At 60.4% G+C, this 25,613-nt stretch carries 26 protein-coding genes; 18 read left to right on the top strand and 8 right to left on the bottom strand.

From position 1 onward, the window contains the following. Window positions 1-352: 352 nt before the first annotated feature. The gene (locus AA105894_RS04010; protein ID WP_267310590.1) at window positions 353-2,146 is read right to left on the bottom strand and encodes a methyl-accepting chemotaxis protein; all 1,794 of its coding nucleotides are present in this window, start codon (window positions 2,144-2,146) and stop codon (window positions 353-355) included. A 523-nt stretch (window positions 2,147-2,669) separates the two neighbouring features. Between AA105894_RS04010 and AA105894_RS04005 the strand changes: the two genes are divergently transcribed. After that, window positions 2,670-3,023: an arsenate reductase gene (locus AA105894_RS04005; RefSeq protein WP_267310684.1), complete on the top strand. Its 354-nt coding sequence runs from the start codon at window positions 2,670-2,672 to the stop codon at window positions 3,021-3,023. Between the two features lie 33 nt (window positions 3,024-3,056). Here AA105894_RS04005 and AA105894_RS04000 read toward each other — a convergent pair whose 3' ends face one another. Next, a complete protein-coding gene (locus AA105894_RS04000; RefSeq protein ID WP_267310589.1) occupies window positions 3,057-3,620 on the bottom strand; it encodes an HNH endonuclease in 564 nt (187 codons plus the stop codon). A gap of 138 nt (window positions 3,621-3,758) precedes the next feature. Here AA105894_RS04000 and gluQRS point away from each other — a divergent pair, with 138 nt between their 5' ends. Continuing rightward, window positions 3,759-4,613 carry a tRNA glutamyl-Q(34) synthetase GluQRS gene (gluQRS, locus tag AA105894_RS03995; RefSeq protein ID WP_267310588.1) on the top strand — a complete coding sequence of 285 codons (855 nt, stop codon included), beginning with the start codon at window positions 3,759-3,761 and terminating at the stop codon, window positions 4,611-4,613. Here gluQRS and AA105894_RS03990 read toward each other — a convergent pair. Together AA105894_RS03990 and argH are read right to left on the bottom strand one after the other, a co-directional pair. Continuing rightward, complete coding sequence (locus AA105894_RS03990) at window positions 4,582-4,719, bottom strand: hypothetical protein (protein WP_188425271.1); 138 nt, start codon at window positions 4,717-4,719, stop codon at window positions 4,582-4,584. The genes gluQRS and AA105894_RS03990 overlap by 32 nt on opposite strands. Next, window positions 4,716-6,140: an argininosuccinate lyase gene (argH, locus tag AA105894_RS03985; RefSeq protein ID WP_373316714.1), complete on the bottom strand. Its 1,425-nt coding sequence runs from the start codon at window positions 6,138-6,140 to the stop codon at window positions 4,716-4,718. Before argH ends, AA105894_RS03990 begins: the two co-directional genes overlap by 4 nt. Before the next feature lie 61 nt (window positions 6,141-6,201). Between argH and AA105894_RS03980 the strand changes: the two genes are divergently transcribed. The 9 genes from AA105894_RS03980 to AA105894_RS03940 are packed head-to-tail and all read left to right on the top strand — an operon-like array spanning window position 6,202 to window position 14,625. After that, window positions 6,202-6,975, top strand: coding sequence for an N-formylglutamate amidohydrolase (locus AA105894_RS03980; protein WP_267310586.1), 774 nt, complete (start codon window positions 6,202-6,204; stop codon window positions 6,973-6,975). A gap of 47 nt (window positions 6,976-7,022) precedes the next feature. Next, the gene (locus tag AA105894_RS03975; protein ID WP_267310683.1) at window positions 7,023-7,844 is read left to right on the top strand and encodes a shikimate dehydrogenase; all 822 of its coding nucleotides are present in this window, start codon (window positions 7,023-7,025) and stop codon (window positions 7,842-7,844) included. Window positions 7,845-7,862: 18 nt separating this feature from the next. Beyond that, entirely contained in the window at window positions 7,863-8,456 is a 594-nt protein-coding gene (coaE, locus tag AA105894_RS03970; RefSeq protein ID WP_267310585.1) for a dephospho-CoA kinase, read from the top strand. Next, window positions 8,453-9,130 carry a DNA polymerase III subunit epsilon gene (gene dnaQ, locus AA105894_RS03965; protein WP_267310584.1) on the top strand — a complete coding sequence of 226 codons (678 nt, stop codon included), beginning with the start codon at window positions 8,453-8,455 and terminating at the stop codon, window positions 9,128-9,130. The genes coaE and dnaQ overlap by 4 nt, the downstream gene beginning before the upstream one ends. Beyond that, on the top strand, window positions 9,127-10,026 hold the full coding sequence (locus AA105894_RS03960; protein WP_267310583.1) for a glycosyltransferase family 9 protein: 900 nt from the start codon (window positions 9,127-9,129) through the stop codon (window positions 10,024-10,026). Before dnaQ ends, AA105894_RS03960 begins: the two co-directional genes overlap by 4 nt. Before the next feature lie 7 nt (window positions 10,027-10,033). Then, window positions 10,034-11,104: a glycosyltransferase gene (locus AA105894_RS03955; RefSeq protein ID WP_267310582.1), complete on the top strand. Its 1,071-nt coding sequence runs from the start codon at window positions 10,034-10,036 to the stop codon at window positions 11,102-11,104. Between the two features lie 3 nt (window positions 11,105-11,107). Continuing rightward, window positions 11,108-12,868: an asparagine synthase (glutamine-hydrolyzing) gene (asnB, locus tag AA105894_RS03950; protein ID WP_267310581.1), complete on the top strand. Its 1,761-nt coding sequence runs from the start codon at window positions 11,108-11,110 to the stop codon at window positions 12,866-12,868. 10 nt (window positions 12,869-12,878) lie between these two features. Then, window positions 12,879-14,198: a dihydroorotase gene (locus tag AA105894_RS03945; protein WP_267310580.1), complete on the top strand. Its 1,320-nt coding sequence runs from the start codon at window positions 12,879-12,881 to the stop codon at window positions 14,196-14,198. Between the two features lie 55 nt (window positions 14,199-14,253). Next, window positions 14,254-14,625: a hypothetical protein gene (locus AA105894_RS03940; protein ID WP_267310579.1), complete on the top strand. Its 372-nt coding sequence runs from the start codon at window positions 14,254-14,256 to the stop codon at window positions 14,623-14,625. Between the two features lie 84 nt (window positions 14,626-14,709). On the opposite strand, the gene bla is transcribed toward AA105894_RS03940, so the two are convergent. After that, window positions 14,710-15,639: a class A beta-lactamase gene (gene bla / locus AA105894_RS03935; RefSeq protein ID WP_267310578.1), complete on the bottom strand. Its 930-nt coding sequence runs from the start codon at window positions 15,637-15,639 to the stop codon at window positions 14,710-14,712. Between the two features lie 147 nt (window positions 15,640-15,786). On the opposite strand from bla, the gene AA105894_RS03930 reads away from it, so the two are divergent. Genes AA105894_RS03930 through AA105894_RS03915 form a run of 4 tightly spaced genes read left to right on the top strand, consistent with a single transcriptional unit; the run spans window position 15,787 to window position 19,870 of the window. Continuing rightward, window positions 15,787-16,479, top strand: a complete 693-nt coding sequence (locus AA105894_RS03930; RefSeq protein ID WP_267310577.1) for a tetratricopeptide repeat protein — start codon at window positions 15,787-15,789, stop codon at window positions 16,477-16,479. Next, window positions 16,479-17,870: a PQQ-binding-like beta-propeller repeat protein gene (locus AA105894_RS03925; RefSeq protein ID WP_267310576.1), complete on the top strand. Its 1,392-nt coding sequence runs from the start codon at window positions 16,479-16,481 to the stop codon at window positions 17,868-17,870. The genes AA105894_RS03930 and AA105894_RS03925 overlap by 1 nt, the downstream gene beginning before the upstream one ends. A 3-nt stretch (window positions 17,871-17,873) precedes the next feature. After that, on the top strand, window positions 17,874-19,280 hold the full coding sequence (gene der / locus AA105894_RS03920) for a ribosome biogenesis GTPase Der (protein WP_188425281.1): 1,407 nt from the start codon (window positions 17,874-17,876) through the stop codon (window positions 19,278-19,280). Beyond that, window positions 19,277-19,870 (top strand): cysteine hydrolase family protein, encoded by a 594-nt coding sequence (locus AA105894_RS03915; RefSeq protein WP_267310575.1) that lies wholly within the window; start codon window positions 19,277-19,279, stop codon window positions 19,868-19,870. Before der ends, AA105894_RS03915 begins: the two co-directional genes overlap by 4 nt. Before the next feature lie 36 nt (window positions 19,871-19,906). Here AA105894_RS03915 and AA105894_RS03910 read toward each other — a convergent pair whose 3' ends face one another. Together AA105894_RS03910 and AA105894_RS03905 are read right to left on the bottom strand one after the other, a co-directional pair. Next, window positions 19,907-20,608, bottom strand: a complete 702-nt coding sequence (locus AA105894_RS03910; protein WP_267310574.1) for a YitT family protein — start codon at window positions 20,606-20,608, stop codon at window positions 19,907-19,909. A 32-nt stretch (window positions 20,609-20,640) separates the two neighbouring features. Beyond that, window positions 20,641-22,290 (bottom strand): alpha-keto acid decarboxylase family protein, encoded by a 1,650-nt coding sequence (locus AA105894_RS03905; protein WP_267310573.1) that lies wholly within the window; start codon window positions 22,288-22,290, stop codon window positions 20,641-20,643. A 97-nt stretch (window positions 22,291-22,387) separates the two neighbouring features. Between AA105894_RS03905 and AA105894_RS03900 the strand changes: the two genes are divergently transcribed. From AA105894_RS03900 to AA105894_RS15930, 3 genes are all read left to right on the top strand, one after another. Then, window positions 22,388-23,299, top strand: coding sequence for a LysR family transcriptional regulator (locus AA105894_RS03900; RefSeq protein ID WP_267310572.1), 912 nt, complete (start codon window positions 22,388-22,390; stop codon window positions 23,297-23,299). Between the two features lie 122 nt (window positions 23,300-23,421). After that, on the top strand, window positions 23,422-23,607 hold the full coding sequence (locus AA105894_RS03895; RefSeq protein WP_267310571.1) for a hypothetical protein: 186 nt from the start codon (window positions 23,422-23,424) through the stop codon (window positions 23,605-23,607). Then, on the top strand, window positions 23,607-23,777 hold the full coding sequence (locus AA105894_RS15930) for an MmcQ/YjbR family DNA-binding protein (protein WP_373316724.1): 171 nt from the start codon (window positions 23,607-23,609) through the stop codon (window positions 23,775-23,777). The genes AA105894_RS03895 and AA105894_RS15930 overlap by 1 nt, the downstream gene beginning before the upstream one ends. Window positions 23,778-23,964: 187 nt before the next feature. Here the strand turns inward: AA105894_RS15930 and AA105894_RS03890 are convergent, their stop codons facing one another. After that, window positions 23,965-25,305, bottom strand: a complete 1,341-nt coding sequence (locus AA105894_RS03890; protein WP_267310570.1) for a GntP family permease — start codon at window positions 25,303-25,305, stop codon at window positions 23,965-23,967. Between the last annotated feature and the right edge of the window lie 308 nt (window positions 25,306-25,613).

Below are 25,613 nucleotides of genomic sequence, written 5' to 3'. Positions count from 1 at the left end.
TCGGTCCCCGTATTTCCTGACAACGAATGACGACGTTCTTTTCCGGCTGGGGGTATTATCGAGAGTGAAGCCTCACGACCGGATGCGACCTCATATGAGTTCGGTTGGGGATGAGGCTGTTTTGGCCGCACTGCATGGCCCTGGGTATGGGCAAGATGATTCGGGCAGACCCAAGGCAGCAGGAAAGACGAGCGGCGCCTGCCTTACAACCGATCTCGCATCGGGGTGGAGCGCCTACAAGTGACCTTGGCGCTACCAACGCATCTCCTCTGATCCGCCCAATCAGGTCAGGGGAAAACGTGTTCTGACGAATGCTGCAAGGGCGTTGCAGGCATGCGTCAGTTTGGCTGGATCAGGCTGCGGTTTTGAAGCGGCCGACAAGGGTCGTCAGATCGCTTGTATTTCTGCCAAGGCTCAGAACGGCAGATGTATTCTGTTCGACCATCGCGGCATTTTGCTGGGTCGCACGGTCAAGCTCACTGATTGCCGTGTTCACCTGCGCCAGTCCGCTTGCCTGTTCCTCACAGCTTGAGGCGATTTCGCCCACAGTGACGTTGATGGCGCTGATCTGGGTGACGATGCGCTGCAGGGCCGTCCCGACTTCTCGCGCCAGAACAACACCGCCGCTCACTTCGGTGCGGGCTTTCGAGACGAGATCCTTGACCTGATTGGCAGCATTCGCCGAGCGTTGCGCCAGGGTGCGTACTTCAGCAGCGACAAGCGCAAAGCCGCGCCCCGCGTCTCCGGCCCGTGCAGCTTCGATGCTGGCATTGAGCGCCAGAAGATTTGTCTGCATTGCGATATCGTCGATCACGCCGATAATCTGGCCGATCTCTGTCGACGAGGCTTCGATACGAGACATAGCTTGCATGGTATCGTCCACCACCAAGGTGGAGCGCGATGCCTCATCGCTCGCCAGTCGGGTCGTGCGTCGCATTTCGGCAGAGCCTTTTGCGGTTCCTTCCACGCGTTTCGTAATCAGTTCCAGCGTGCCAGCCGTCTGTTCGAGTGCTGCCGCCTGTTGTTCTGTGCGGTGCGAGAGATCATCTGATGCAGATCCCACTTCCGACACGCTGGCGCTGATGCCATCGGTCTTGGCTGAAACCTCTGCCAGTGCACGGCAAAGGGCGGTCTGTGCTGCATTGAAATCAGCTCGAAGCTGCTCGTATTCCTGCGAGAATGGAGTTCTGATCTGTTCGGCCAGATTGCCTTCGGCCATGTAGCCGAGACCCGTTGCAAGCGCCTTGAGCACGACATTCTGACGCTCGGCGGCCTGCGCCTCCTGCGCCTCACGCTTCTCTCTCTCTGCTTCGGTAGCCGCGCGCGCCTTGCGTGTCTCTTCCTCGAGGGCGCGTTTTTCGAGCGCAGAGTCTTTGAACACCTGAACAGCCCCAGCCATATGGCCAATCTCGTCGCCACGCTGGCGCGCCGGTATGTCGACCGTGAGATCGCCGCTGGCAAGGCGCTGCATGGCTTCGGTCATGGTGACCAGAGGGGACCCGATCGAACGCGCGATAAACCATGCAATGCTTATAGCGAGGATGAACCCGAAAACCGCTGTTCCGGCCACAATGAGTTCGACTTGATTTGTTGTGGCCAAGGCCAAGGCTGTCCAGGCGTCAGACCAGTCGCGCAAGGTGCGGTCCAGTGTGCGAGAGGCGGCTTTCTGGTCCATGAGCAGCCGGTCATTCTGTCTTGAGATGATGCTGGCGATGGCTTCTGCCTGGCGGGCCGGATCGGCTGCCAGCTGGGCCTGAGGGGTCGCCGCTTCGTCGATATAGCGCTTCGACATCTGGGTGTAAGCGTCGATCTGACTCAGAGATTCTGGCTTCTCCTTGCCAAGAATGGCACGCAGCTGCGCTGCTTTCTGCAAAACGCGCGCCTCATCATCCTGAATGGCCCTGCCATCCTCAGGCCGATGAGTGGCCAGATATCGGCTCAGAGAACCCGGAAGGCGTGTCAGAGCCGCGTCTGCCTGATCGAGAAGATCGATCGTCAGATCGGAGACGGCATTCATATGCGTAATTCTGGCGATTTCTCGCGATTTCTGAAAGATGACCGCAGAACTGATTGCCAGAATGACAAGAATACCGCCGAAGCCTACCGCCAGTTTGCGATAGACGGTCAAATCAGAAAACCATTTCATTCCAGAGCACCACATTCAAAAAGAGATCGGTCAGGATTCATGACCTTGGAACGTAAGGAAATAACGCCGAGGACTTTTTGAGGGAGACACAGGTCGGTTAAAGGGAGATTAAAACTTCCTTGGAATGAGTCCGGAAAAAGCGGAACTATCGTATATTTACGTAATTGTCATTTTTCTGCAGTTTTATGGCCATAGATTCTCTTTTTGATCCCAATACGATCCAAGTACATATGTCCTTGTAGACGGTGACTATCGGCGCAGAGACGGGTGCCCCGCTTAGGCGACAAGCGCGTCGCGAGCAGAAGAGAGGTGTTTTTTGCGCAAAACTGCCTCTCTATTGCGGCAGTCGTTGGAAATATTTCTGTCTTCTGCAGAGAGCGAAGAGAGCTGTCCACTCCTGATTGATCAGTGACACCACACCTGCTTGCGGGTCTGTTGCGTCGGATCGAAGAATGAGGTGAGTTGGTTCATCTTTTGGAAGTCACGTCGCGCGATGACGTTGGCGGTACAGGCAGCGAGAGTGATGCAGAACAATCCGGTCCTTTATGGAATTACCACGTGCGACACGGTCCGAAAGGCGCGCAAATGGCTCGAGGGCCAGGGGATAGGCTTTACCTACCATGATTTTCGCAAAGATGGTCTGAGCGAAGCGACCCTCATTGCCTGGGTGCGGGCGGTGGGGTGGGAGGCGCTCGTCAACCGTGCCGGAACGACATTCCGCAAATTGCCAGAGCCGGAGAAGCAGGTGACGACCGAGGCGGAGGCGGTGTCGCTGATGCTTGTGCACCCTACGCTCATCAAACGCCCCGTGCTTGTTCGCGAAGGCTCCGTCACGCTCGGGTTCAAGCCCGAACTCTATGAGAAGCTTTTTCCCTGAGAAGCTGGCAGGGGAGTCTTGGAGCTGGAAGGATCAGCCCTCCAGCTCGCTGTCCCAATACAGATAGTCGCGCCAGCTTTCATGCAGATAGTTGGGCGGAAAGCTGCGCCCGTTTTCCTGCAGGCGCCTCGTCGAGGGTTGTACCGGCCTGATGCGCGGATGCATGCCGATTTCGTGGGGCAGCTTAGAGCCCTTGATCAGATTGCAGGGGCTGCAGGCCGTCACTACATTTTCCCACGTTGTGCGACCGCCCTTGGCGCGGGGAATGACGTGGTCGAAAGTCAGTTCGTGGGTCGGTAGCCGGTCATGGCAATACTGGCAGGAGAAATTATCGCGCAGAAAGACGTTGAACCGTGTGAAGGCCGGTCGTCTGGCTGTGGGGATATATTCCTTCAGCGCAATGACGCTGGGCACACGCATCACACAGCTGGGCGAGTGAACCTCGACATCGTCATATTCACTCAGTACCGAAACACGGTCGAGAAAGACCGCCTTGACGCTCTCCTGCCAGGACCATAGCGAGAGAGGAAAGTAGGAAAGCGGACAAAAATCCGCATTCAATACAAGAGCAGGGAAATGCTGGGCGGTGGCAAGCATCGATCGCATCCTCTTTTACAGGGCAGCACGATCGGATTATCTCAAGCGCGACGGGTAACCAGCGCCTATAGATACGCGCCGTCTGTCTGATAGAGCTGACTATTTCAGCTTTCCGTGAACGGGGCAAGCTAAGGTTTGATGACAGGATTTCACACGCGCTTTGCACCGAGCCCGACCGGTTTTCTGCATCTTGGTCATGTCGCTTCCGCGTTCCATGCGCGCGAAAGGGCGGGCACGCAGGGTAAGTTTCTGATTCGTATCGAAGATATCGACGCGCAGCGTTGTCTCCCCGAATTTGAAGCGGCGCTGCTGGACGATCTGGCATGGCTCAGTTTTGTCAGTGACGGCGTTGTTCTCAGACAGTCCGATCATCTGCCCTATTATCGTGCGACTCTGGAGCGCCTGCGTGATCAGGGGCTGCTCTATGCGTGCACCTGCTCACGCGCTCAGGTCAAAGCCCGCGCCCTTGGCGTCGCCCCTGATGGCAGCCCGGTTTATGGCGGGAGATGCCGTGGCCGAACCCAGGCGCCCGGCCAGCCGCATGTCTGGCGTCTCGATATGGCAGCAGCACTCAGTCGACTTGGCGGCAGCCCGTCATGGCGCGAGATTGGTCAGGGGGCTGTGGCTGGGCGTGCGGCGTCATTCGGCGATGTGGTGCTGGGGCGTCGGGATAACGGCGTCTCCTACCATCTCTGCGTCACCTGCGATGATGCACGTCAGGGGATCACGCTGGTGACGCGCGGTGCTGATCTGTTCGAGGCGACGTCTGTTCATCGCGTGCTGCAGGAGTTGCTGGGTTTTCCCGAACCGCTTTACGCGCATCACGGCCTGCTTCTTGACGAAGCAGGGTGCAAGCTCTCCAAGCGTGACGGGGCCGAGAGCCTGCGGGCCTTGAGGGCCAAGGGCCTTACCGCACCCGAGCTGATCGCTCTGGCGCGGAAGGCGCTGGATCTTGCCGCGCTTATTCCGGCGGGTAGGAGTGCGGATAGGTGATGGCACTTGCGGGGCCGGGGGCGTGGGGCGCCCCCTTCTTGCCGCAGCCGGTCAGCATGACCGAACCCAGAAGGGCGAGGCAGAAAAGCCGCGTTGAAAACCTCATGCCGCATTCTCCTCAAGACGGCTCAGCCAGATCTGTGCGGCGCGGCTGACATTGTCAGGCGCCGTGCCGCCTTCGCTGGTGCGTGAGGCCAGTGAGGATTCGACCGTCAGCACATCGAAAATGCTGGCATCGATCTGCGCCTCGACAGTCTGCATTTCCTCGAGCGTCAGATCGGCCAGGTCACATCCCTTGGCCTCCGCCATGCCAACCAGGCGCCCCGTGACATGATGGGCCGTGCGGAACGGCAGGCGCGGCACGCGAACCAGCCAGTCTGCCAGGTCGGTTGCCGTGGCGAACCCGGCCCCGGCCAGGGCGCGCATCTTGTCCGTATTCGCCGTCATGTCGCGGATCATGCCATCCATGGCAGCCAGCGACAGGGTGGCGGCTTCGGTTGCATCGAAAACCGGTTCCTTGTCTTCCTGCGTGTCCTTGGCATAGGCGAGGGGCAGGCCCTTCATCACCATCAGCAGGCCCATGAAATCGCCGGTAATGCGGCCGACCTTGGCACGCACCAGTTCGGCGGCATCGGGGTTCTTCTTCTGCGGCATGATGGACGAGCCGGTCGTGAAGCCGTCAGACAGGCGCACGAAGCTGAACGGGGCCGAACACCAGAGCACCAGCTCTTCAGACAGGCGCGAAAGATGCATGCCGAGCAGCGAGAGCGCCGAGAGATATTCAAGCGCGAAATCGCGATCGGACACCGAATCAAGCGAGTTCGCCGTGGGGCGGTCAAATCCCAGCAGAGACGCCGTGAAGCGACGGTCGATCGGAAAGGAAGTGCCGGCCAGAGCTGCCGAGCCCAGGGGGCATTCGTTCAGCCGAGCCCGTGCGTCGCGCAGGCGGTCGCGGTCACGTGACAGCATTTCCACATAGGCGAGCAGATGGTGACCGAACGTCACCGGCTGCGCCACCTGAAGATGGGTAAAGCCCGGCATGGCATCGGCAGCATGCAGCAAGGCGCGCGTGGCCAGAGAGCGCATGAGCGCCGAGATCTGCCCACTGATGCCGTCAATGGCATCGCGTACCCAGAGGCGGAAATCCGTCGCCACCTGGTCGTTGCGCGAGCGCGCCGTGTGCAGACGCTTTCCGGCCTCGCCGATACGCTCTGAAAGGCGCGCTTCGATATTCATGTGAATATCTTCGAGATCCTGCGAGAACTCGAAATTCCCTGCTTCGATATCCGAGGCAATGCCATGAAGACCGTCACGGATTTCCTGCTCTTCGGCAGCGGTCAGTAGGCCGACGCGCGCCAGCATGGCGGCATGGGCCAGCGAGCCGCGGATATCCTGACGCCACAATTTCCGGTCGAAATCGATCGAGGCATTGATATCGGCCATGATGGCGGCGGGGCCAGCGGCGAAGCGGCCACCCCATTGCGGGTTGGCCAGTCTGGTTTCGGTCTCGGTCACGGGGTTGTCCATGGCGTAGGGATTATGGTCAAGAAGAACCTAACCTAGTCAGTCAGCATGGTGCGCGCAATTCATGACCGGATTTCTGCCTCTTCTCGGCCCCGAAGATCCGACGCCCTATCGAATCACGAAAGCGACAGCCGAGGGGCCTTTCGTGCTGGTCAGCGATCACGCAGGGCGAGCTGTACCGTCATGTCTCAACCGTCTGGGGGTGGAAGAGGCGGAGTGGGAGCGTCATATCGCCTGGGATATCGGCATTCATGGCGTTGGTGTCGCACTCTCCGGCCTGCTTGGGGCCGATCTTGTCGAACAGGTCTATTCGCGTCTTGTGATCGACAGCAACAGGGCACCCGGCCATCCAACATCCATCCCGGCGGTGTCTGACCGTACGGAAATTGCCGGGAACAAGGCCCTGTCTGCGGCCTGCCGCGCGCGGCGTGAGCGTGAGATCCTTCACCCCTATCATGACTGCATCGCCACAATTCTGGGCGCGAGAAAAGGCCCGACGGCCCTGATTGCCCTGCACAGCTTCACGCCTGTCATGAACGGGGTGGCCCGGCCATGGCATGTGGGCATCCTGCATCATCGCGATACACGCTCGGCGCGTATCATGCTTGATCTGTTGCGGCAGGAGGGTGATCTCTGCGTCGGTGACAATGAGCCCTATGTGCTGACGGCGACATCGGATTATACCGTGCCCTATCATGCAGAGCGGGCAAATCTGCCCTATCTGGAGATAGAGATCCGACAGGATCTGATAGCAGACGAGGCGGGACAGAAATCGTGGGCACAGAGACTGGCGCGGCTATTGCCGCTCTACTGGAACGCCATCTCCGGGGAGAACTGAGCCTTGATGCGGCGAAGGCTGCTTTTGCGGCGCTTTTCCCGGCAGGGATGCCGAAGCTTGCGGCGGTTACGGGCTGGCCGCTGACCTATACGCGCTCGCCGATCCTGCACAATTACTGGTGCGCGCGCTACGGTATCGACGGGCTCTATCTGCGGCTTCCTCTGGCACCGGAGGATTTTGAGTCCGGCATTCGTGCCTTGCAGGCGCTGGGTTTCGCCGGGCTGAATGTCACGATTCCGCACAAGGAAGCAGCCTTCGCGCTGGTGGATCGTCGTACCCCACCGGCGCAGCGTGCGGGTTCGGTCAATACCCTGATCTTCGAGGCTGACGGTACGGTCACAGGTGATTGCACCGATGGTGTGGGGTATATCGACTCCCTCAAGGAGGCCGGTGTCAGCCTGCCACGCAGGGCGCTGGTTCTGGGAGCAGGGGGTGCCTCACGCGCGGTTTGCGCTGCGCTGCTCGATGCCGGGTGTACGCTGACCCTGGCCAATCGCACTCAAAGCCGGGCGGAGGCGATCGTCTCGGCGCTAGGTGGGGGAGACGTCATCGCGTGGGAGGACTGGACAGCACATCTGCCAGACGTCGAACTGCTGGTGAACACGACGTCGCTTGGCATGAAAGGACATGAGGGTTTCGACTGGGGTGACTGCCTGACTCATGCATCCCCGTCACTCGTTGTGTCGGATATTGTCTATATGCCGCTCGAAACACCGCTGCTTGCTGCGGCGCATGCCCGTAGTTTGAAAGCGGTCGATGGTCTCGGCATGCTGATCCATCAGGCCCGGCCCGGTTTCGCCGCCTGGTTTGGCCCGTATCCGGAGGCAGATGCGACCCTGCGTGCCCGGCTGGTCGAAACGCTGGACTGACAGGAAGACGCATCAGGCATGATCGTTCTGGGTCTCACAGGAGGCATGGGTGCCGGCAAGACCACGGTCGCACGCTTCATGCGCCGGGCTGGCTGGCCGGCTTTTGACGCCGATGCCGCCGTGCATGCCCTTCAGACAAAAGGCGGTCGCGCAGTGCCCGCCATTGCACGGCTCTGGCCCGATGCGGTTCGGGACGGGGTGGTCGATCGTGTGGCATTGCGCAGGGCCGTTATCGGCCATCCGGCGGAAATTGCGGCGCTTGAGGGAATCATCCATCCTCTGGTGCGCGATGAACGTCGATCTTTCCTGCGGGCCATGGCGCGCCGTGGGGTAAGGATCTGCGTGCTCGATATCCCGCTTTTGTTCGAAACCGGCGCCGATCGGGATTGCGATGCGGTCATTGTGGTGACGGCGCCTCTTGCCGTGCGCCTGCGTCGGGTCATGAAGCGCCGCTCACTCAGTGAAGCACAGGCCCGTCACCTTCTCGCCCGGCAGATGAGCGATCGCGAGCGCAACAGACGGGCCGATCATCTGTTGCGCAACGGGCTGTCTCGCGGCCATACCGCCCGTCAATTGAAACGCCTGATAACGAATCTGGAGACTGCCCGATGAAACGGTCGATCCTTTTTGATACGGAGACCACGGGTCTGGACCCGGCAACGGGTGATCGAGTGATCGAGATCGCGGCGCTCGAACTGATCGATGACCTGCCGACAGGCGAGAATTTTCATGTTCTGATCAATCCGGAGCGAGATGTGCCGCCAGAGGCAAGCCGCGTTCACGGATTTACGCTGGATGATCTGCTCGACAAGCCGAAATTTGCCGAGATCGTTGACGGATTTCTCGTCTTTATCGGCGAGGACGAAATGATCGCGCATAACGCGCCCTTCGATTTCGGCTTCATCAATGCCGAGCTGAAAGCCTGTGGCAAGCCGGCGCTCGATCGCAAGCGTATGGTCGATACGCTCGAAATGGCCAAGAAGCGGTATCCCGGCCTGCCCAATTCGCTCGATGCCTTGTGCCGTCGTCATGATATCGATCTCTCGGCCCGTACGACCCATAATGCCCTGCTCGACTGCAAGCTGCTCTCCGAGGTCTATCTGGAGCTGATGGGAGGGCGTCAGCGCGGGCTCGGTCTTGCTGTGTCGGGCAGTGGGGGCGGGGTCGCGACCTATCGCGCCAATCCCGACCGCAAGCCGCGCCCCATGGCACCGCCGGATGACGAAACCGCTGCGGCGCATGAAAAATTCGTGGCCAGTCTGAAGGAGCCTGTCTGGCTGCGATGAAACGGATTTTGTTCATAACTGCCAACCGTCTGGGTGATGCGGTCATCTCATCGGGGGCTCTGGGGGAGCTGATCCGGCGTTACCCTGCAGCGCGATTCACGATTGCCTGTGGGCCGGTCGCCGCGTCGTATTTCGAGGCGTGCCCCGTCGTCGAGCGTGTTATCGTGATCAGCAAGAAACGCTATGATCTGCACTGGGTGAGCCTGTGGGCACAATGCGTCGGCCAGTGGTGGGACATGGTGGTCGATCTGCGCGGCTCAGGCGTGTCTCTCTTTCTGCCGACCCTGCGTCGACGCATCCTGCGCGGGGGGCGTCGACCGGGCGCGCGTATCGGCCATCTCTCAGCCCTGTTCCGTGACAGGCCCGCTCTCATGCCTCAGGCATGGTCGCGCCCCGATCAGGAGCGTCTCGCGAGCGAAATTCTGCCCAATGAGGGGCGGTATTGTGCTCTGGCACCAACAGCCAACTGGGATGGCAAGATCTGGCCTGCCGAAAACTTCGTCGTGCTCGGGCAGGCGATACAGGCGAGGGGCCTGTTGCCGGTCATTTTCTACGGTCCGGGCGAGGAAGAGCGCCTGCGCGCCCAGCCGGTTCTGGCTGCGCTCGATGGTGCACTCGATCTGGGTGGACAGGCCGGGCTGGGTCTGGTCACGGCGCTTTTGCGTCGCTGCGCGCTTTTTGTAGGCAATGATTCAGGGCTGATGCATCTTGCGGCTGCTTCCGGTGTGCCAACGCTCGGCCTTTTCGGCCCGAGCCGCGCTTCGGAATATGCCCCGACTGGCCCCAGGGCCCGCTTTGTCGCCGCACCCGGCCCCGAGGGTGAGGCGCCAATCGCAGGGCTTTCAACCGAGCATGTCGTGCAGGAAGCTTGTGCGCTTCTGGTGGATGAAGGATAGATCAGCCATGAGCCAGACGCGTCTTCTTCCGTCTTCTCCGCTGCGTATTGCCCATGTCATGGCCGGAGCACCGAGCGGTGGTGCCGAACTGTTCTACGAGCGTCTTTGCATGGCGCAGCATGAATCGGCCCATGATGTACGGGCCATTCTGCGTCGTGATCCTGCCCGCGAAGCCCGTTTGACGGCGAAGGGTGTAAGAACAGAAGCCCTGCGTTTTGGTGGGCGCCTCGATTTCATGACAACGCCACGCTTGCGTCGAAGCCTTACGCAATTCGAGCCGCAGGTCGTGATTGCCTGGATGAGCCGTGCCGCCCGCATGCTGCCCAAAGGCCCCTGGCCGATGGCAGGCCGTCTGGGCGGCTATTACGATCTGGCCAATTACCAGCGCTGTTCCGACCTCATCGGTAATACAAGAGGGCTCGCACGCTGGATGATCGCCGAGGGCTGGCCGGCTGATCATGTGCATTATCTGCCCAATTTCGCGACGGATCTGGCGGGCGTGGCACCTGAGCGCCCATCCTGCGTGGCAGAGGGGCAGAAATTCATTCTGGCGCTTGGGCGCCTGCATCGCAACAAGGCCTTCGATGTGCTCATACGGGCCATGAAGGGCCTGCCCGGCATTCATCTGGTCATTGCAGGTGAGGGGCCCGAACGCGAGGCTCTGACGGCACTCGCTGCAGGTGAGGGCGTGTCTGATCGTGTCCACATGCCCGGCTGGGTGCAGGATAGTGGGGCCTGGCTGAAGGCCTGCGATCTTCTGGTCTGTCCGTCGCGCATCGAGCCTTTGGGGAATGTGGTGATCGAGGCGCTCTCCGCCGCGCGTCCGGTTGTGGCCAGTGCCATTCAGGGGCCGGAGGAGGTGCTGTCAGGTACGGAAGACGGCCTGTTGTCGCCGGTGGAAGACCCGCAGGCACTGGCCGAAGCGATAGGGCGCGTTCTGGAGACACCGGAACTCGCCGCGCGCCTCGCCCATAACGGGCGGCTGCGTTTTGAGCGGGAGTTCTCTGCACCAACGGTTCTGGCGCGCTGGGATGAATTTCTTTCCGCCATGGCTTCCCGTCAGAGCGGAGCGCGCTAGGCTATGTGCGGCATTGCGGGCATTGCCTGTCTACCCGGCCACAAGCCAGACCCGGTCCTTCTGAAGCGTATGGCGCAGGCATTGCGTCATCGCGGGCCCGATGGTGAAGGGTTTTACGAGACGGGGTCTGCTGCCCTGGTGCATCGACGTCTGTCGATCGTCGATCTCGAGGGAGGCGCGCAACCGCTTATTCAGGGGGCGACGGCCCTCGTCGCCAATGGCGAGATCTATAATGATCCTGCCTTGCGCCAGACACTGGCCGATGAGCCGTTCAAGACGGGAAGCGATTGCGAGTCTCCGCTTTTTCTCTGGCCGCTTTCCGACACCCAATACACGTTTGAGTTGCGTGGCATGTATGCCATCGCCCTGCTCGACGGGGGTGGCCCGCAGACAGTTGTAGCCCTCAGCCGTGACCCGTTCGGTATCAAGCCTCTCTATTATGCCCAGATTCAGAGCGGGGTGATTTTCGCCTCCGAGCCGCAGGTGCTGCTGGCGACCGATCTGTTGCCGCGAAGCATTCGCCCCGAGGCGCGCGACCAGCTTTTGCAGGCGCAATTCGTTGCCGGGCGTGAGACGATCTATCCCGGCATCATGCGTGTGCTCCCCGGTGAGACATTGCGCTTTGTTGATGGGGTACTCGACCAGGCAAGGAAGCAGCCCGCCTTTCACGGTAAAATCGACAAAAGCCTCACTGAGGAAACAGCGCTCGCCCGTCTTGATGCGGCGCTTATGGACAGCGTTCAGGCGCATGAGCGCGCTGACGTGCCATTTGGCATGTTTCTTTCCGGCGGCATCGATAGCAGCGCGGTGCTCGCCGCCATGACCCGTCTGGGGAATGGCGCGCCTCTGGCATGGACAGCGCGTTTCGATACGGGTGCCATCGATGAGAGCGCTCAGGCAGCGGAACTCGCCCGTACACTCGGCGCGCAGCATCATGTCCTGACGGTGACGGAGGCGATGGTCTGGCGTCATCTGCCGCAGATCGTCGCCTGTCTTGATGATCCGGTGGCCGATTATGCGGTCATTCCCAGCTGGTTTCTGGCACGTGAGGCGCGCAAGGACGTGACAGTCATTCTCAGCGGTGAGGGGGGTGACGAATTATTCGGCGGTTATGGCCGCTATCGGCGCGCCATGCGCCCGTGGTGGCGTGGCGGGCGTCTGCCATGGCGTCGCGGGATGATGGACGGAATTTGCCCGCTTGCCACTGGCAGAAAGTGGCGTGAGGCCTTTGCACCACAATACGAGGAGACCCGGCTGCGCAGCGTGCAGGCGCTCGATCTGCGGGAATGGCTGCCCAATGATCTGCTGATCAAGCTTGATCGCTGCCTGATGGCTCATGCCATAGAGGGGCGCACCCCGCTGCTGGATCCGGCTGTTTCGGCGTTGGCGTGGTCTCTGCCGGATTCGTTGAAGGTTCAGGGCAAGCACGGGAAATATCTTATGCGCCGCTGGGTTGAGAAGAACGTGCCGGGTGCAACGCCCTTTGCGCCCAAGCAGGGCTTTACCGTGCCGGTCGGGGAATGGATCGCGGCGCAGGGCGCTCGTCTGGGGCCGCTCGTCGCAGACAGTGCCGCCTTCAAGGGGCTTGTTGCTCCTGAAACCATCAAGGCGCTTTTCACCCGTGCTGAGGGTCGGCGCGAGCGCCATGCGGCCTGGGCACTATTGTTTTATGCCCTGTGGCACCGCATTCACATCGAGACCGGGTCTTTCGAAGGCGATGTTTTCGAAACCCTTGCCTATTCTGGCACCGGCTCCCGGAACTGAGGAGAAAACCATGCATTACGATCTGATCATCAGGCACGGCACCTGTGTTTTTCCCTGGGGAGAGGCGCAAGCCGATCTCGGTGTTAAAGAGGGCCGCATCGCGAGCCTTTCCGTCACCGCCGAGGAAAGCGCCGCCCAGGAGATTGACGCAACAGGGCTGCATGTTCTGCCCGGCATGATCGATGCGCATGTCCATCTGCGTGATCCGGGCAATGCCGCCATCGAATCCATTGCCACCGGAACACGCGCCGCAGCGCTGGGTGGTATCACCATGGTGTTCGACATGCCGAACACCTCACCCTCGATTACCTCCGCCGAAACCATTGCCGACAAACGACGCACGGTAGCCGAGAATGCCCTGATCGATATGGGGCTCTATGTCGGTGCCACACGCGCCAACACGCCGCAACTGGCTGCGCTGGAGCAGGAAGAGGGCGTGTGCGCGATCAAGGTCTTCGCCGGGTCATCGACCGGCGATCTGATGATCGAGGATGACGAGGGCATTGAGGCGGTGCTTCGCAGCGGGCATCGCCGCGTGGCTTTCCATTCGGAAGATGAATATCGTCTTCAGGCACGCAAGCCGCTTTTCGAGACCGGCATGCCGCATGTGAACCACATGATCTGGCGCGATGAAGAATGCGCCTTTCTTGGTACGCGGCGTATCACGGCACTCGCCCGCAAGACCGGCCGACCGGTGCATATCCTGCATACCTCCACCGCTGAGGAGCTCGATTGGCTTGCAGCGCATCGCTCTCATGTCAGCGTCGAGATTCTGGTCAATCATCTCACTCAGGTTGGGCCGGAATGCTATGAGACGCTCGGCGCCTATGCAGTCATGAACCCGCCTATTCGTGACCAGCGTCATTATGACGCTTGCTGGGCAGCTGTGCGTGACGGGCGCGTCGATGTGGTTTCCTCCGATCATGCGCCCCATCCTCGCGAGGCGAAGGAAAAGCCCTGGCCTCTGTGCCCGGCGGGGCTGACGGGTGTGCAGACGATTCTGCCCGTGATGCTCGACCATGTGAATGCCGGGCGCCTGAGCCTGACCCGTCTGGTCGATCTCATGGCCGCGGGGCCTGCGCGCATCTACGGATTGCAGACCAAGGGGCGTCTGGCAGTCGGCTTTGACGCCGATTTCACCCTGGTCGATCTGAAGGCGCAGCGTGAAATCCGCAATGACTGGATTGCAAGCCCGGTTGGCTGGACACCCTTTGACGGCAAGCGCGTAACCGGCTGGCCGGTTGGTACCATCGTGCGTGGGACGATCGTCATGCGAGACGATGAAATCGTCACGAAGCCGATCGGTCGTCTGGCCCGATTTGCGCCGTAATTACTGTGCAAATACCTCTTCTGTTCTTCATCTGTAACCGGCAGCCCGCTCGATCATGAAACGTATCGTTTTTTCGCTTCTTTCCGCCTCGTTTGCCTGTGCCAGCATAAGCGCCTCCTCGGCGCTTGCTGACCCGCGTGCCAAATGCGGGCAGGAGCCTTCCGCTCCGGCAATCACTGCGACCGATACGGCGCATTACAATGCGAGTGTCGACAAGTTTCAGGCCTACGAAAAGGAGGCGCGCGCCTATAACAGCTGCGTCGCGTCAGCCGCCCAGAAGGAAGAGCAGGCAATCAGCGAAGATGCGCGCGATCGTATTGCCAAGATCCACGCGGTCAGCACTGGCGTGCAGCAGCGCATTGCTGCCAATTTCAGTCATATGTCTGCCGAGTTGACGACGGCTGGCAAAAAACTCGCCAAGCACTGAGTGCTGTCAGCCAGGACCGAAGCCGCAAGGCTGCGTCATTGAGAATTTTGTGAGAGGGTGGGGGCAACCCCACCCTTTTCGCGTTCAGCCGACAAGCTGGGGCGCCAGGGCGCCGATGTCATGAAACACCTTGCGAAACCGCGTTTCGTCCGGTGTTCCGCCCGCCGTATAGGCGGTCATGATGACCGATTTTCCTGCCTGGCCTTCGGGTGCGGCAAAAGCGATATCGGCGCTGATATCCTTGCCATTATTACCGGTCTTGTCTCCGGCGACCCAGTGTGGTGGAAGCCCCGCGCGCAGACGATGGGTTCCGGTCGTGCAACTGATCATCCATCCGCGCAGAAGCGCTGCGGAATGGGGGTGCAGCAGTGTGCCATGGATCAGTCGGTGCAGCGTGCGCGCCATGGCAACAGGGCTTGTGGTGTTGGCCTGCGGGTCGGCAGAGGGACGATTGAGTTCGGGCTCGAACGCATCGAGACGGGTCACATCATCGCCGCTCTCACGCCAGAAACGGGTCAGCGCGGCTGGCCCGCCGATATGGCGCAGCAGCATATTGGCACAGATGTTGTCGCTCATGGTGACAGCGCCAGCACAAAGCGCCGCGATGCTGAGACTGCCCGCATCCTGGTTTGCGCGGGCAACTGGGGCCCAGTTGTCCTTGAAGTCGGAATCGACGAAAGCCAGTCGATGAGTCAGGTCATCAACGTCCCTGTCGCAGCGTTCGAGAACGCAGGCAACCAGCGACGCCTTGAAGCTGCTGCACATCAGAAAGCGTTCTTCGCCACGCCATGACAGGGCGGCGCCGGTCTCCGGGCAGAAGAGATGAGCACCAATGCGGCCGCCTGACTCTTTCTCGAAGCGTCGGGCGATAACGGCGAGCGCGTCATGCTGTGCTTCCGGCGGGGGAACTGCGGCCGCGTCGGCTGCGAAGGCGCTGCGGGTGGTGATCCCGATCAGGGGAAGGCTGACGAGAAAACGTCGTCTCGCCATCTTCATACCGGGCGCTGAACGCATAGAAGGGGTCTCTCCTGTGACAAATGGTCTCTGTAAGGAGTGCTTGTGGCCGAAGTTTGACCGATGCGACAGCATAATGACAAAGCGATTTGCCGCATTGTCGCGGCGTCTGTATGCTCGCCGCGATAGTGTCGCAAGAGGATCACGGTGGCAGACGAGTTTTTCAGTCAGGCCCAGGCGGAAATGCGTGCAGCTGAGCTGCGCGCTACCGCCCGGCGTTTCGGAGGTGTAGCGATCGGTGCGGCACTGATCGCATTGATTGGCGTCGGTGGATGGCAGTGGCAGAACCATCGCCATCATCAGGCCCAGGCAGAGGCTTCGGGGCGCTATTTCACGGCGATAGAGGCGCTCCAGGCGCCTCAGCCGGATGCGACGTTGCGCGCCCAATCCGAAAAGCAGAATCAGGCGATTCTGGCCGATCTCGCCTCGACTGCGCCCGGTGCGACACGCAGCTTTTCTGCTCTTAGGCTGGCACAGCTTCTCGCCCAGAAAGGCGATATGGCAGGCGCCAGAAAGGCGTGGCAGGGCGTGATTGATACGCAGGACGCCAATCCGTCACTCAAGGCATTAGCCCGTCTGCTTCTGCTCAACAGCCATATCAACGATGCCGATGTGACCGAGACGCGCAAGCAGCTCGAACTCCTCGCCGCCAATACGGGTCCGTGGCGCGCTTTCGCTCAGGAGAGCCTCGTCGCGCTTGATCTGCGCGCCGATGCGACTCCCAAGCAGCGTGACGAAGCCCATAGTCTTCTGCTGGGCCTCGCCCAGTCTCCCGATGCGCCTGACGGTGTAAGACAGCGCGCTTCCATTCTTCTGCAAACCTTTGGCGGAGCCGGCTGATGCCTATCGAGAACAAGACCATAGTGCGTGCGCCCGGCCGTCGCTTTTTTCTGGGCTCGGCTCTGGCAGGCACGGCCCTGCTTTCCGGTTGTGGCATTTTCAAGGATGATCCCAAGCCCGTTCTGGCAGGCAAGCGCTATGACGTGTTGTCCACCGGCGCCGGTCTGGTGATCGACGAGGAAGATCATACGCCGATCGTTCTGCCGCCGGCACAGCCTGTCGCTGCCTATCCTGTCGTTGGGCGTGTGCCTGACCATCTTTCGGTCAACACGAACTGGGCCGGGCCGCATCTTGCTTGGTCGCGTTCCATCGGCCATGGCGTGTCCGAGCCTGCTTTCCTGCATTTTGCAGCACTCGGTCCGAACGGACGTGGTGCCATCCAGTCGCCGCCGGTCATTGATGCAGGCCGCATCTATACCCGTGACGGTGTCGGCACCGTGCGTGCCTGGACCTGGCCTGCCATGAGCCCTCTCTGGACGTTCATCCCCAAGGGCAGCAAATCGCGTTCGAGCGATATCGGCGGCGGTCTGGGTGTGTCCGGTGACACGCTCTACATCGTTGACGGCGTCGGTCAGGTGATTGCCGTCGTTGCCGAGACGGGCAAGGTCAAATGGCGTGCCGAGACAGTGGTACCCGGGCGTTCGGCGCCGACCATCGTCGATGGGCGCGTCTTCTTCGGCACCATCGATGAGCGTCTGTTCGCGCTCAATGCCGAAACCGGCGAACAGATATGGACCTATCAGGCGACTGAAGCCGATACGGTCATCTTCGGTCAGGCCGCCCCTGCCGTTGCGAATGGCGTCGTCGTGGCCGGGTTCGGCAGTGGCGATTTCGTGGCACTGCGCGCCGAATCGGGCGAGCTGGTCTGGAGCGATTCGCTCGGTGGTTCCAATGGTCGTGGCGCCATGCTCGATCTGGCCTGTGTCCGCGGGGCGCCGGTCATCAAGGACGGTACGGCTTACGCAATTTCGCTCTCGAAGGTGCTTGTCGCCATCGACATGCGCTCCGGCCGTCGCCTGTGGGAGCGCGAAGCCAGCGGTCAGAACACGCCACTGATCGTGGGTGACTGGCTCTATATCATCTCGTCCGATCAGCAGCTTGCCTGCCTTGATCGTCTGTCTGGCCATGTGCGCTGGATTCATGACCTGCGCCGCTTCAAGAACGAGACCAAGCAGAAATACGCCGTGACCTGGCTTGGCCCGGTCATGGGCGATGGCAAGCTGGTTTGCGTTTCGTCGCTTGAAGAGACCGGACTGCAGGTTGTTGACGCCGTGACCGGCAAGGCCGATGCCCCTCTCAAGACCAAGCTGCCTACGCTGGTCGAACCCATCATCTGTGACGGCAAGGTGCTTGTGCTGTCTACGGATGGCAATCTGAACGCATATGGTTAATCCGTGACTGACTCTCTCTCCCTTCCGCTCGTCGTTATTGCCGGGCGTCCCAATGTCGGCAAATCGACTCTCTTCAACCGGCTGGTAGGGCGTCGTCAGGCCATCGTGTCTGACATGCCGGGCGTAACGCGCGATCGCAAGGAAGGAGAGGCGCTCCTTCGCGGGCGCAAGGTCCGACTGATCGATACCGCTGGTCTTGAAGAGGCCGCGCCCGATACGCTTTACGGGCGTATGCGTGCGTCATCTGAATCTGCCGTGGCGCAGGCCGATCTGGTGTTGTTCTGCATCGATGCGCGCGCTGGTGTGACACCTGCCGACAAGCATTTCGCGGCCTGGCTGCGCAAGCAGAACAAGCCTGTCCTGCTTCTGGCCAACAAGGCCGAAGGCTCGGCAGCCACCAATGAGGTGATCGAGGCCTATTCGCTTGGTCTGGGGACGCCTCTGGCGCTCTCGGCAGAACATGGCGAGGGCATTGCCCATCTCATGGGCGAGATTGCCGACCGTCTGCCCGAAGGCGAGCGTGTGCGGATCAAGACCCGCTCGCGCAGCAAGCCCGTGGAAGACGAAAGCGAAGAGATTGAAGAGCGTCCGGCAGGGCCTTTGCGTCTCGCGATCGTTGGTCGCCCGAACGCAGGCAAGTCGACGCTTCTGAACTGCCTGCTGGGCGAAGAACGCATGATCACCGGGCCGGAACCGGGTCTGACGCGCGATTCGATTGCCGTGTCGCTGCATGACGAGATCGGCCCGATCCAGCTTGTCGATACGGCTGGCCTGCGTCGCAAGGCCCGTATCGAGCAGGATCTTGAGCGCATGTCGGTTTCAGCCTCGATCGAGGCCCTGAAGATGGCCGAGGTCGTTGTCCTTACGCTTGATGCCACGCTCGGTGTGCATGAGCAGGACCTGCAGATTGCCCGACTGATCGAGCGTGAAGGCCGCGCCTGTGTGCTGGCCCTGAACAAATGGGATGCGGTCGAAGATCGCGCCGCCACGCGTCAGGCCATTGCCGATCGTATCGAGACATCGCTCGCCCAGATGCGCGGCATCCCCGTCGTGACATTCTCCGCGCTGACCGGGGCAGGGGTGAACAAGCTGCTTCCCGCCGTGCGTCGTGCACACGAGGTCTGGAACAGCCGTGTCACGACAGGCGAACTCAATCGCTGGTTCGAAGGCGCTCTCGAGCGTCACCAGCCGCCTCTGGTGGATGGGCGCCGCCTCAAGCTGCGCTACATGACGCAGGCGAAGTCGCGTCCGCCGACATTCATCCTTTTCGGCACGCGTGCCGAGATGCTGCCCGATGCCTATAAGCGCTATCTGGTGAATGGGCTGCGCGAGACGTTCCACCTGCCGGGAACGCCTATCCGTCTGCAGCTGCGTGGCACGAAAAACCCTTATGCAGAGAACAAGTCATGAGTCAGTCCGCGCTTGTCCTGATTGAATATCAGAACGACTTCCTTTCAGAGGGAGGCGCCCTGCATGAGGGCGTGCGCAGCGAGTTGAACCGGACCAACATGCTGGCGCATACTGAAGCGCTGGTAAAAGAAGCGCGTGATAAGGGCGTCAGGATTATCTGGGTCCCGATCGAGTTTGCGTCAGGATATCCTGAACTCTCGGCGGCGCCCTATGGTATTCTGGCCGGGGTCAAGGCGACAAATGCCTTTCGTCTCGGTAGCTGGGGCGCGCAGATTGTCGACAGTCTGAAGCCCCATGAGAGCGATATCGTGATTGCGGGCAAGCGCGGCCTTTGCGGCTTTGCCAGCACCAATCTCGATTTTGTGCTGCGTCAGAATGGCATCACGCGCATTGCCCTGGGGGGATTGCTGACTGATTGCTGTGTCGAATCGACAATGCGCAGCGCCTATGAGCGTGGCTATGACGTGGTGACCCTGACAGATTGCACCGCCACGCTGTCTCAGGCGCAGCATGAGGCCGCCATTACCTATACCTACCCCATGTTTTCCCATCCGATGACTTCAGAGGTGTTTCTCGAAACGCTTCCCTGATCGATGCGAAAAGGGGGCTTCGGCCCCCTTTTTGTTTCAGTGCCCGATATAGCGACCCGGGCGGTGATAGACGATCAGGATCCCGCTCGTGGCAGCGGCGCTTAGGAGCGAAAGCAGGATTTTGTGCGCTGGCAGGAACAGCGCCGAGATTGCCATGATGACGATATCGATCGAGATCTGCACACGCCCTGCATTGATACCACGCGTTTTCTGAAGCCATAGCGTGACGATGCCGGTACCACCGACCCCTGCCTGATGGCGTGCCAGGCAGAGAATACCCAACCCGATGATGGTGCCTGCAAAGAGCGCAGAAAACAGAGGGTCGATTTCCGATACCGTAATGACGCGTGGCATCAGCCCTGCGAAAAACGTCACGCCGCAACTGGCGATCATGGTCCTGACGGCAAAGCCGGGGCTCATGGCACGCAGCGCAAAGGCAAGGAAGGGAATGTTGATGAGCGTGAACAACATCCCAGGCGATACCGGAACCAGATAGGACAGAAGCAGCGCGATGCCGGCCATGCCGCCTGTCACCAGCCCTGCCTTGTGCAGACAGACCAGCCCCATGACGATAAGCGAGCAGCCAATCAGAAAGGCATAGACATCTTCAGCCAGGGTGTGACGCAGCCCCGGCGCGTAGGGCGTTGCTGTTTCCTCAGCTACGTTGGCGTCAGGTGCGTTATCGGGCATCAGTGTGTCGGCTGTATCGAGTGTGGCGCAGGCGGCACAGGGGGGCATGGCAGGGTCAATCCGTCTGGTTGATAGGTGGCTCAGCTGTCATAGAGCGTGTCGATCGCGCCATGCAGTGCCATGGCGACAGGAGCGGCGTCGTAGCGCTTCATCTTGATTTCGATGAAATGCGCGCGATGCGTGTCGGTATTGCAGGCCTCGAAAGCTGCCAGAAGGGCCTCACGCGTGCTGACCGAGCTGACAACCCAGTCATGACAGCCGAAAGCCTCGGGCAGCAGGTTGTAACGCCACTGGGCGAGGTCGTTGTAGTAGGTTTCGCCATCTGCGCAGAGCAGGCGTTCGATGAGATAGCCGTCATTGTTGATGATGAGCACAACCGGCTTGCGGCCAAACCGGGCGAACTGGCTCAGTTCCTGCGTGGTGAGCTGATGCGAGCCTTCACCGGTCACGAGCACGACCCGTCTGTCGGGCTCGGCCATGGCCATGCCGAATGCGGCGGGAGTAGCCCAGCCTATCGACCCCCAGAGTGTCTGGTTGTGATAGGCGCAGCCATCCGGCAGACGGATTTCAGACAGGCCCATGGAGGCATTGCCTGTCTCCGCCGCAACGATGTCGCCGGGTCGCAGCAGGGTCTGGATATCGTGATAGAGCGTCCCTGAAGAAAGCGCTGCCCCGTCTGACGCTTTAGGAAGTTTCTGATGTGGCACGGTCCCGCCAAAACGGGGCAGGTTCGTGCAGGAGGCGATAAGCCCCTGAAGAACATCAGCCATGGCAATGCCGTCGATACGTTCCCCACCGATCATGACGTGGTCGGGCAGGATGTTGATGAGACGCGCTTTAGGCAGTCGTGCGGTGAAGGCACCTGTGTTGAAATCCGAAAGCTGGACGCCAATACCGAGGATGACTTCGCTTGCCTCGACGAAAGACGCGATGTTCTCGTGAAGCAGATGGCCGTAATAGAGGCCCAGATAAAGAGGGGAGGATTCGAGCGCCATCCCCTTGTCTGCAAACATCGTGGCATGGGGCAGGCCGGATTGCCTGATAAACTCACGCGCCAGAGCCAGTGCGCCAAAACGGTCGCAGAGATTACCCGGCAGAATGCAGCTCTGTGAACTGGCCTGCAATTTCGCTGTGATACGCTCGACGACGGACGCAAGTCTTGCGTCGTCTCTCGCCGGTGCTGCAACAGGCGCGGGCGTAGCTGGTTTTGCCTCGGCTCCGGCATGATCTGAAGGGATCCCGAAATAAATCGGGCGACGGTGGGTCTTGAGTGCTGCAAGCGCCTTGTCGATTTCCTCGACGCAGTTTTCAGGGGTGAGAATGGCGCGAGCGCAGGTGAAGGCCGCACAGGCCTCATAAAACGCCATGAATGTCCCGTTGCCGAGCGAGTGATGCACCAGGCGGTCCGATTTCATGACCACAGAGGCAGGCATGCCGACGATATGGATAAGCGGCAGATGCTCGGCATACGCGCCTGCGATGCCGTTGAGGGCGCTCAATTCGCCAACGCCATAGGTCGTGCTGAGCGCGGCCATGCCTTTCATGCGCGCGTAGCCATCGGCGCTGTAGGCAGCGTTGAGTTCGTTGCAGCTGCCGACCCAGCGCATGTCGTCGCGGGCACAGACAGCATCTTCGATCGGGAAAGCGTAATCGCCGGCAACGCCAAAAACATGGTCTATGCCGAGGGCTGCAAGTCTATCCAGTAGATGCTCAATGACGGTCGAACTCATCTCGGAAACCTTCCATCGGTTGGATTTCCAAGGCTCTACCGAAAAGACAACACATAAGATAATATGATCTTTTGATAGAGAAGATAGGTGATTGACTATGACCCAGCCCCAGATCACCTTTCGTGAGCTCAATCATTTTCTGAGTGTCGTCTGTCAGGGAGGCTTCGTGAAAGCCAGTGAGGCCCTGAACATCAGTCAGCCTTCCATCAGCCAGAGCATTCAGGCACTCGAAGCCAAGCTCGGAACAAGGCTGATCATACGCAGCAAGAAAGCGGTGCTGCTGACCGAGAAGGGCGAGATATTCCGCCGCTATGCCGAGCGTACCCTGCGCGAGGAAATTGCGTTGCGCGAGATGCTTGCGGCTGACAGGGAGAGCCTCGAAGGCCCTTTGCGCGTGACAGTGCCCCCCGCCATCTCCTCGATCTGTTTTCCGGCGATCATCGAGAGTTTCTGCAGCCAGTATCCAGGGGTGATGCTCGAGATCGACGAATGCCCGTCGGACAGGCTGATTCCCCGATTGCGCGGAGGTCAGACCGAAATTGCAGCGCTCATCCTCCCGATTGGTGAAAAGGATCTGCACCTCTACCCACTCGGGCGGGATCATCTCTGTCTCGTCGTGCCTGACCAGCACCGCCTGAGCGACAGCAAAAGCTGCTGTCTGGCCGATATCCTGCAAGAGCGCGTGGTGCTGCTCAGGGAAGACTTCAAGATCAACAGCTTTATCGCCCAGGCCTATGCAGAGCATGGTGCCGTGCCCAGAGCGGCAGGGCGCACAGGCGATATCTATCTTTTGATGGCCATGGTGCGGGCCGGTGTGGGTCTTGGAATCGTGCCCTCCGCCCTGTGTCGTGGAAGCTGGATGGAGGGTCTCAACGCGCTGCATCTGCTGGCACCGACCATGGGTTTCGAACTCGCCCTCGCAACGCGTCGCGACCATGTTCTGTCACCTGCAGGCGAGGCGTGGCGGTCCGTCTGCCTCGATCATTTCACCCGATCCATCCTCGCCTGACGGGAGCATTCCTGCATCGGATACCAAACGTCTGCGTTACTGATCTTGTCTGAAGCGAGCGCCTGAAATTGCGTCAGCACGCTTCATTCAGGAAGGTTTTTGCTCTCAGAAAGAGAAAGAACATGGTCAAAAGATCGGAAATACTGGACTACATTCAGCGCCGTTACGGTATCGGCCCCGATTATCCTTTCGCGAAATATCCGGATTATGCAGTTTTCCGTCATCCGGGTGACGAGAAATGGTTCTGCCTGCTTATGACTATCGCGAGAGACCGGCTCGGTCTTGAGGGAGAGGGGAGTGTAACGTAATCGACGTCAAATCTCCGCCCATGAAAGTGGATGATCTGAAGACCCAGCCCGGATACCGGCCTGCTTATCACATGAACAAGACCCATTGGCTGAGTGTCCTGCTCGACGGCAGGGTGAAGCGAGAAACCCTATTCGATCTTATCGATCATAGTTTCGAGCTGACACGGTAACTTACGCTATCCCAGCCGGAACCTGCTGATCGACGGGCCGCACCGCGAGATGCGTTCGGTCGATGCGTCAGGCCCACGGCACGCTGAGTGCGTCGCGCTCTGCTGCAGTTCGCTGTTGTGTCGGCTAGCTTACGAGACTGGCATGCCCCTCGTTTTAAGGGCGCATGCCAGTGAGCAGGATGATCCGTCAGATCACCATTGAGGCCAGAAGGCAGAAGCCGAGGCCGAGGAAGGCAATCAGGGTCTCGATAACGCACCAGGTCTTGATGGTCTGAGGCACGGTCAGGCCGAGATATTCCTTGATCTGCCAGAAGCCTGCATCGTTCATCGGGCCGAAAGCGACCGATCCGGCGCCGGTCACGAGCACCATGAGCTCCGGCGAGACGCCGTGGCTCTTGAGCAGGATGGGGCCAGCGATGCTCGATGCCGTGCTCATGGCAACCGTGGCAGAACCGCAGGCAACGCGAACGATGACCGCCAGAAGCCAACCCAGCACCAGAATGGGCACATTGAAGTCGAGTGCCGTATCGGTGATGACCTTGGACACACCGCTATCGACCAGCTCACGCCCGAAGCCGCCGCCCGCGCCGACCAGCAGCATGATAAGCGCGGTCGGGCCAAGGCACTCATTGGTGAACTTCAGAATGGTGTCGCGCGAGAATCCTCGGGCGAGACCCAGCACATAGAAGGAGAGAATGACGGCCAGAACCAGGGCGATATCGGTATTGCCGACGAAATGCAGCGCCGTGTTGAGGCTGGTACCGGGGGCGGAAACGCGATCGGCAATCGAGGCGATCAGCATCAGAACCACGGGTGAGAGGATCGTGAAAACCGTGATGCCAAAACCGGGCATGTTCTTCGGCGGCTCGCGATTGACGAATTGCTCCGCCAGCGGGTTTTCCTCGGTCAGGGGGACACGCGGCGCGATGAACCGGGCATAGAGCGGCCCTGCAATAATCGCGATGGGCGTGCCGATCAGGATGCCGAGAAAGATCGTGTGGCCCGTATTGGCGTGATAGGCCGAGAGCGCCAGAAGCGTCGCCGGGTGGGGCGGGATCATGGCATGGGTGACGGAAAGCGCCGCGCCCATAGGCAGGGCAACACGCAAAAGCGGCGTATCGGTACGCGCCGCCAGCACGAAGGCGAGCGGGATCAGCAGCACGAAGCCGACTTCGAAGAAGACCGGCAGACCGATCAGCAGACCAATGACCATCATGGCCCAGTCGACGCGCGATCGTCCGGCCCAGCTCGATATGGTCAGGGCAATCCTGTCTGCGCCGCCAGACTCCGCCAGCATCTTGCCCAGCATGGTGCCGAGCGCGATGACGGTGCCGACATGGCCCAGAACATGGCCAGCGCCCTCTTCGAAGGATTTGACGACCTTGTCGGCAGGCATACCGGCGGCAAGGGCCAGAGCCAGCGAGGTCGTGAAGAGGACAATGAAGGGGTTGAGCCTGAAATAGGCGATGAGAACGACGATCGCGAGGATCGCGGCCGTGGCGAGGGAGATGGCAAATAGCGCAGACATGGCGTGATCTCGGGACCGGAAACGGATTTCTGTCAACGTGTTGAGACGCGTCTGATGTTCACATATTGGGCAGGAATCTTACAAGCCGCGTCAGGGCTGGTCTGGCGTCAAAAAAAATCTGGATCGATCCAACTCTTCCTAAAGCCGTGAAACGAGTCGCGATGGCCGGCAGGCATGGCGCCCCGGCCTGAACCGGACTATGCAAAAGGATCATTTCGCTTCTGGCGCCGCGTCATGCCTCTTTTCTGTCGGGTGGTTTCTCTCACCCCGAAAAAGCCGGGGCGCCAAGACCGAACAGGGAGATCTGG

The organism is Asaia spathodeae NBRC 105894, assembly GCF_025994195.1.
Classification (GTDB): Bacteria; Pseudomonadota; Alphaproteobacteria; order Acetobacterales; family Acetobacteraceae; genus Asaia; species Asaia siamensis.
This window is presented reverse-complemented; position numbering and strand designations above follow the sequence as displayed.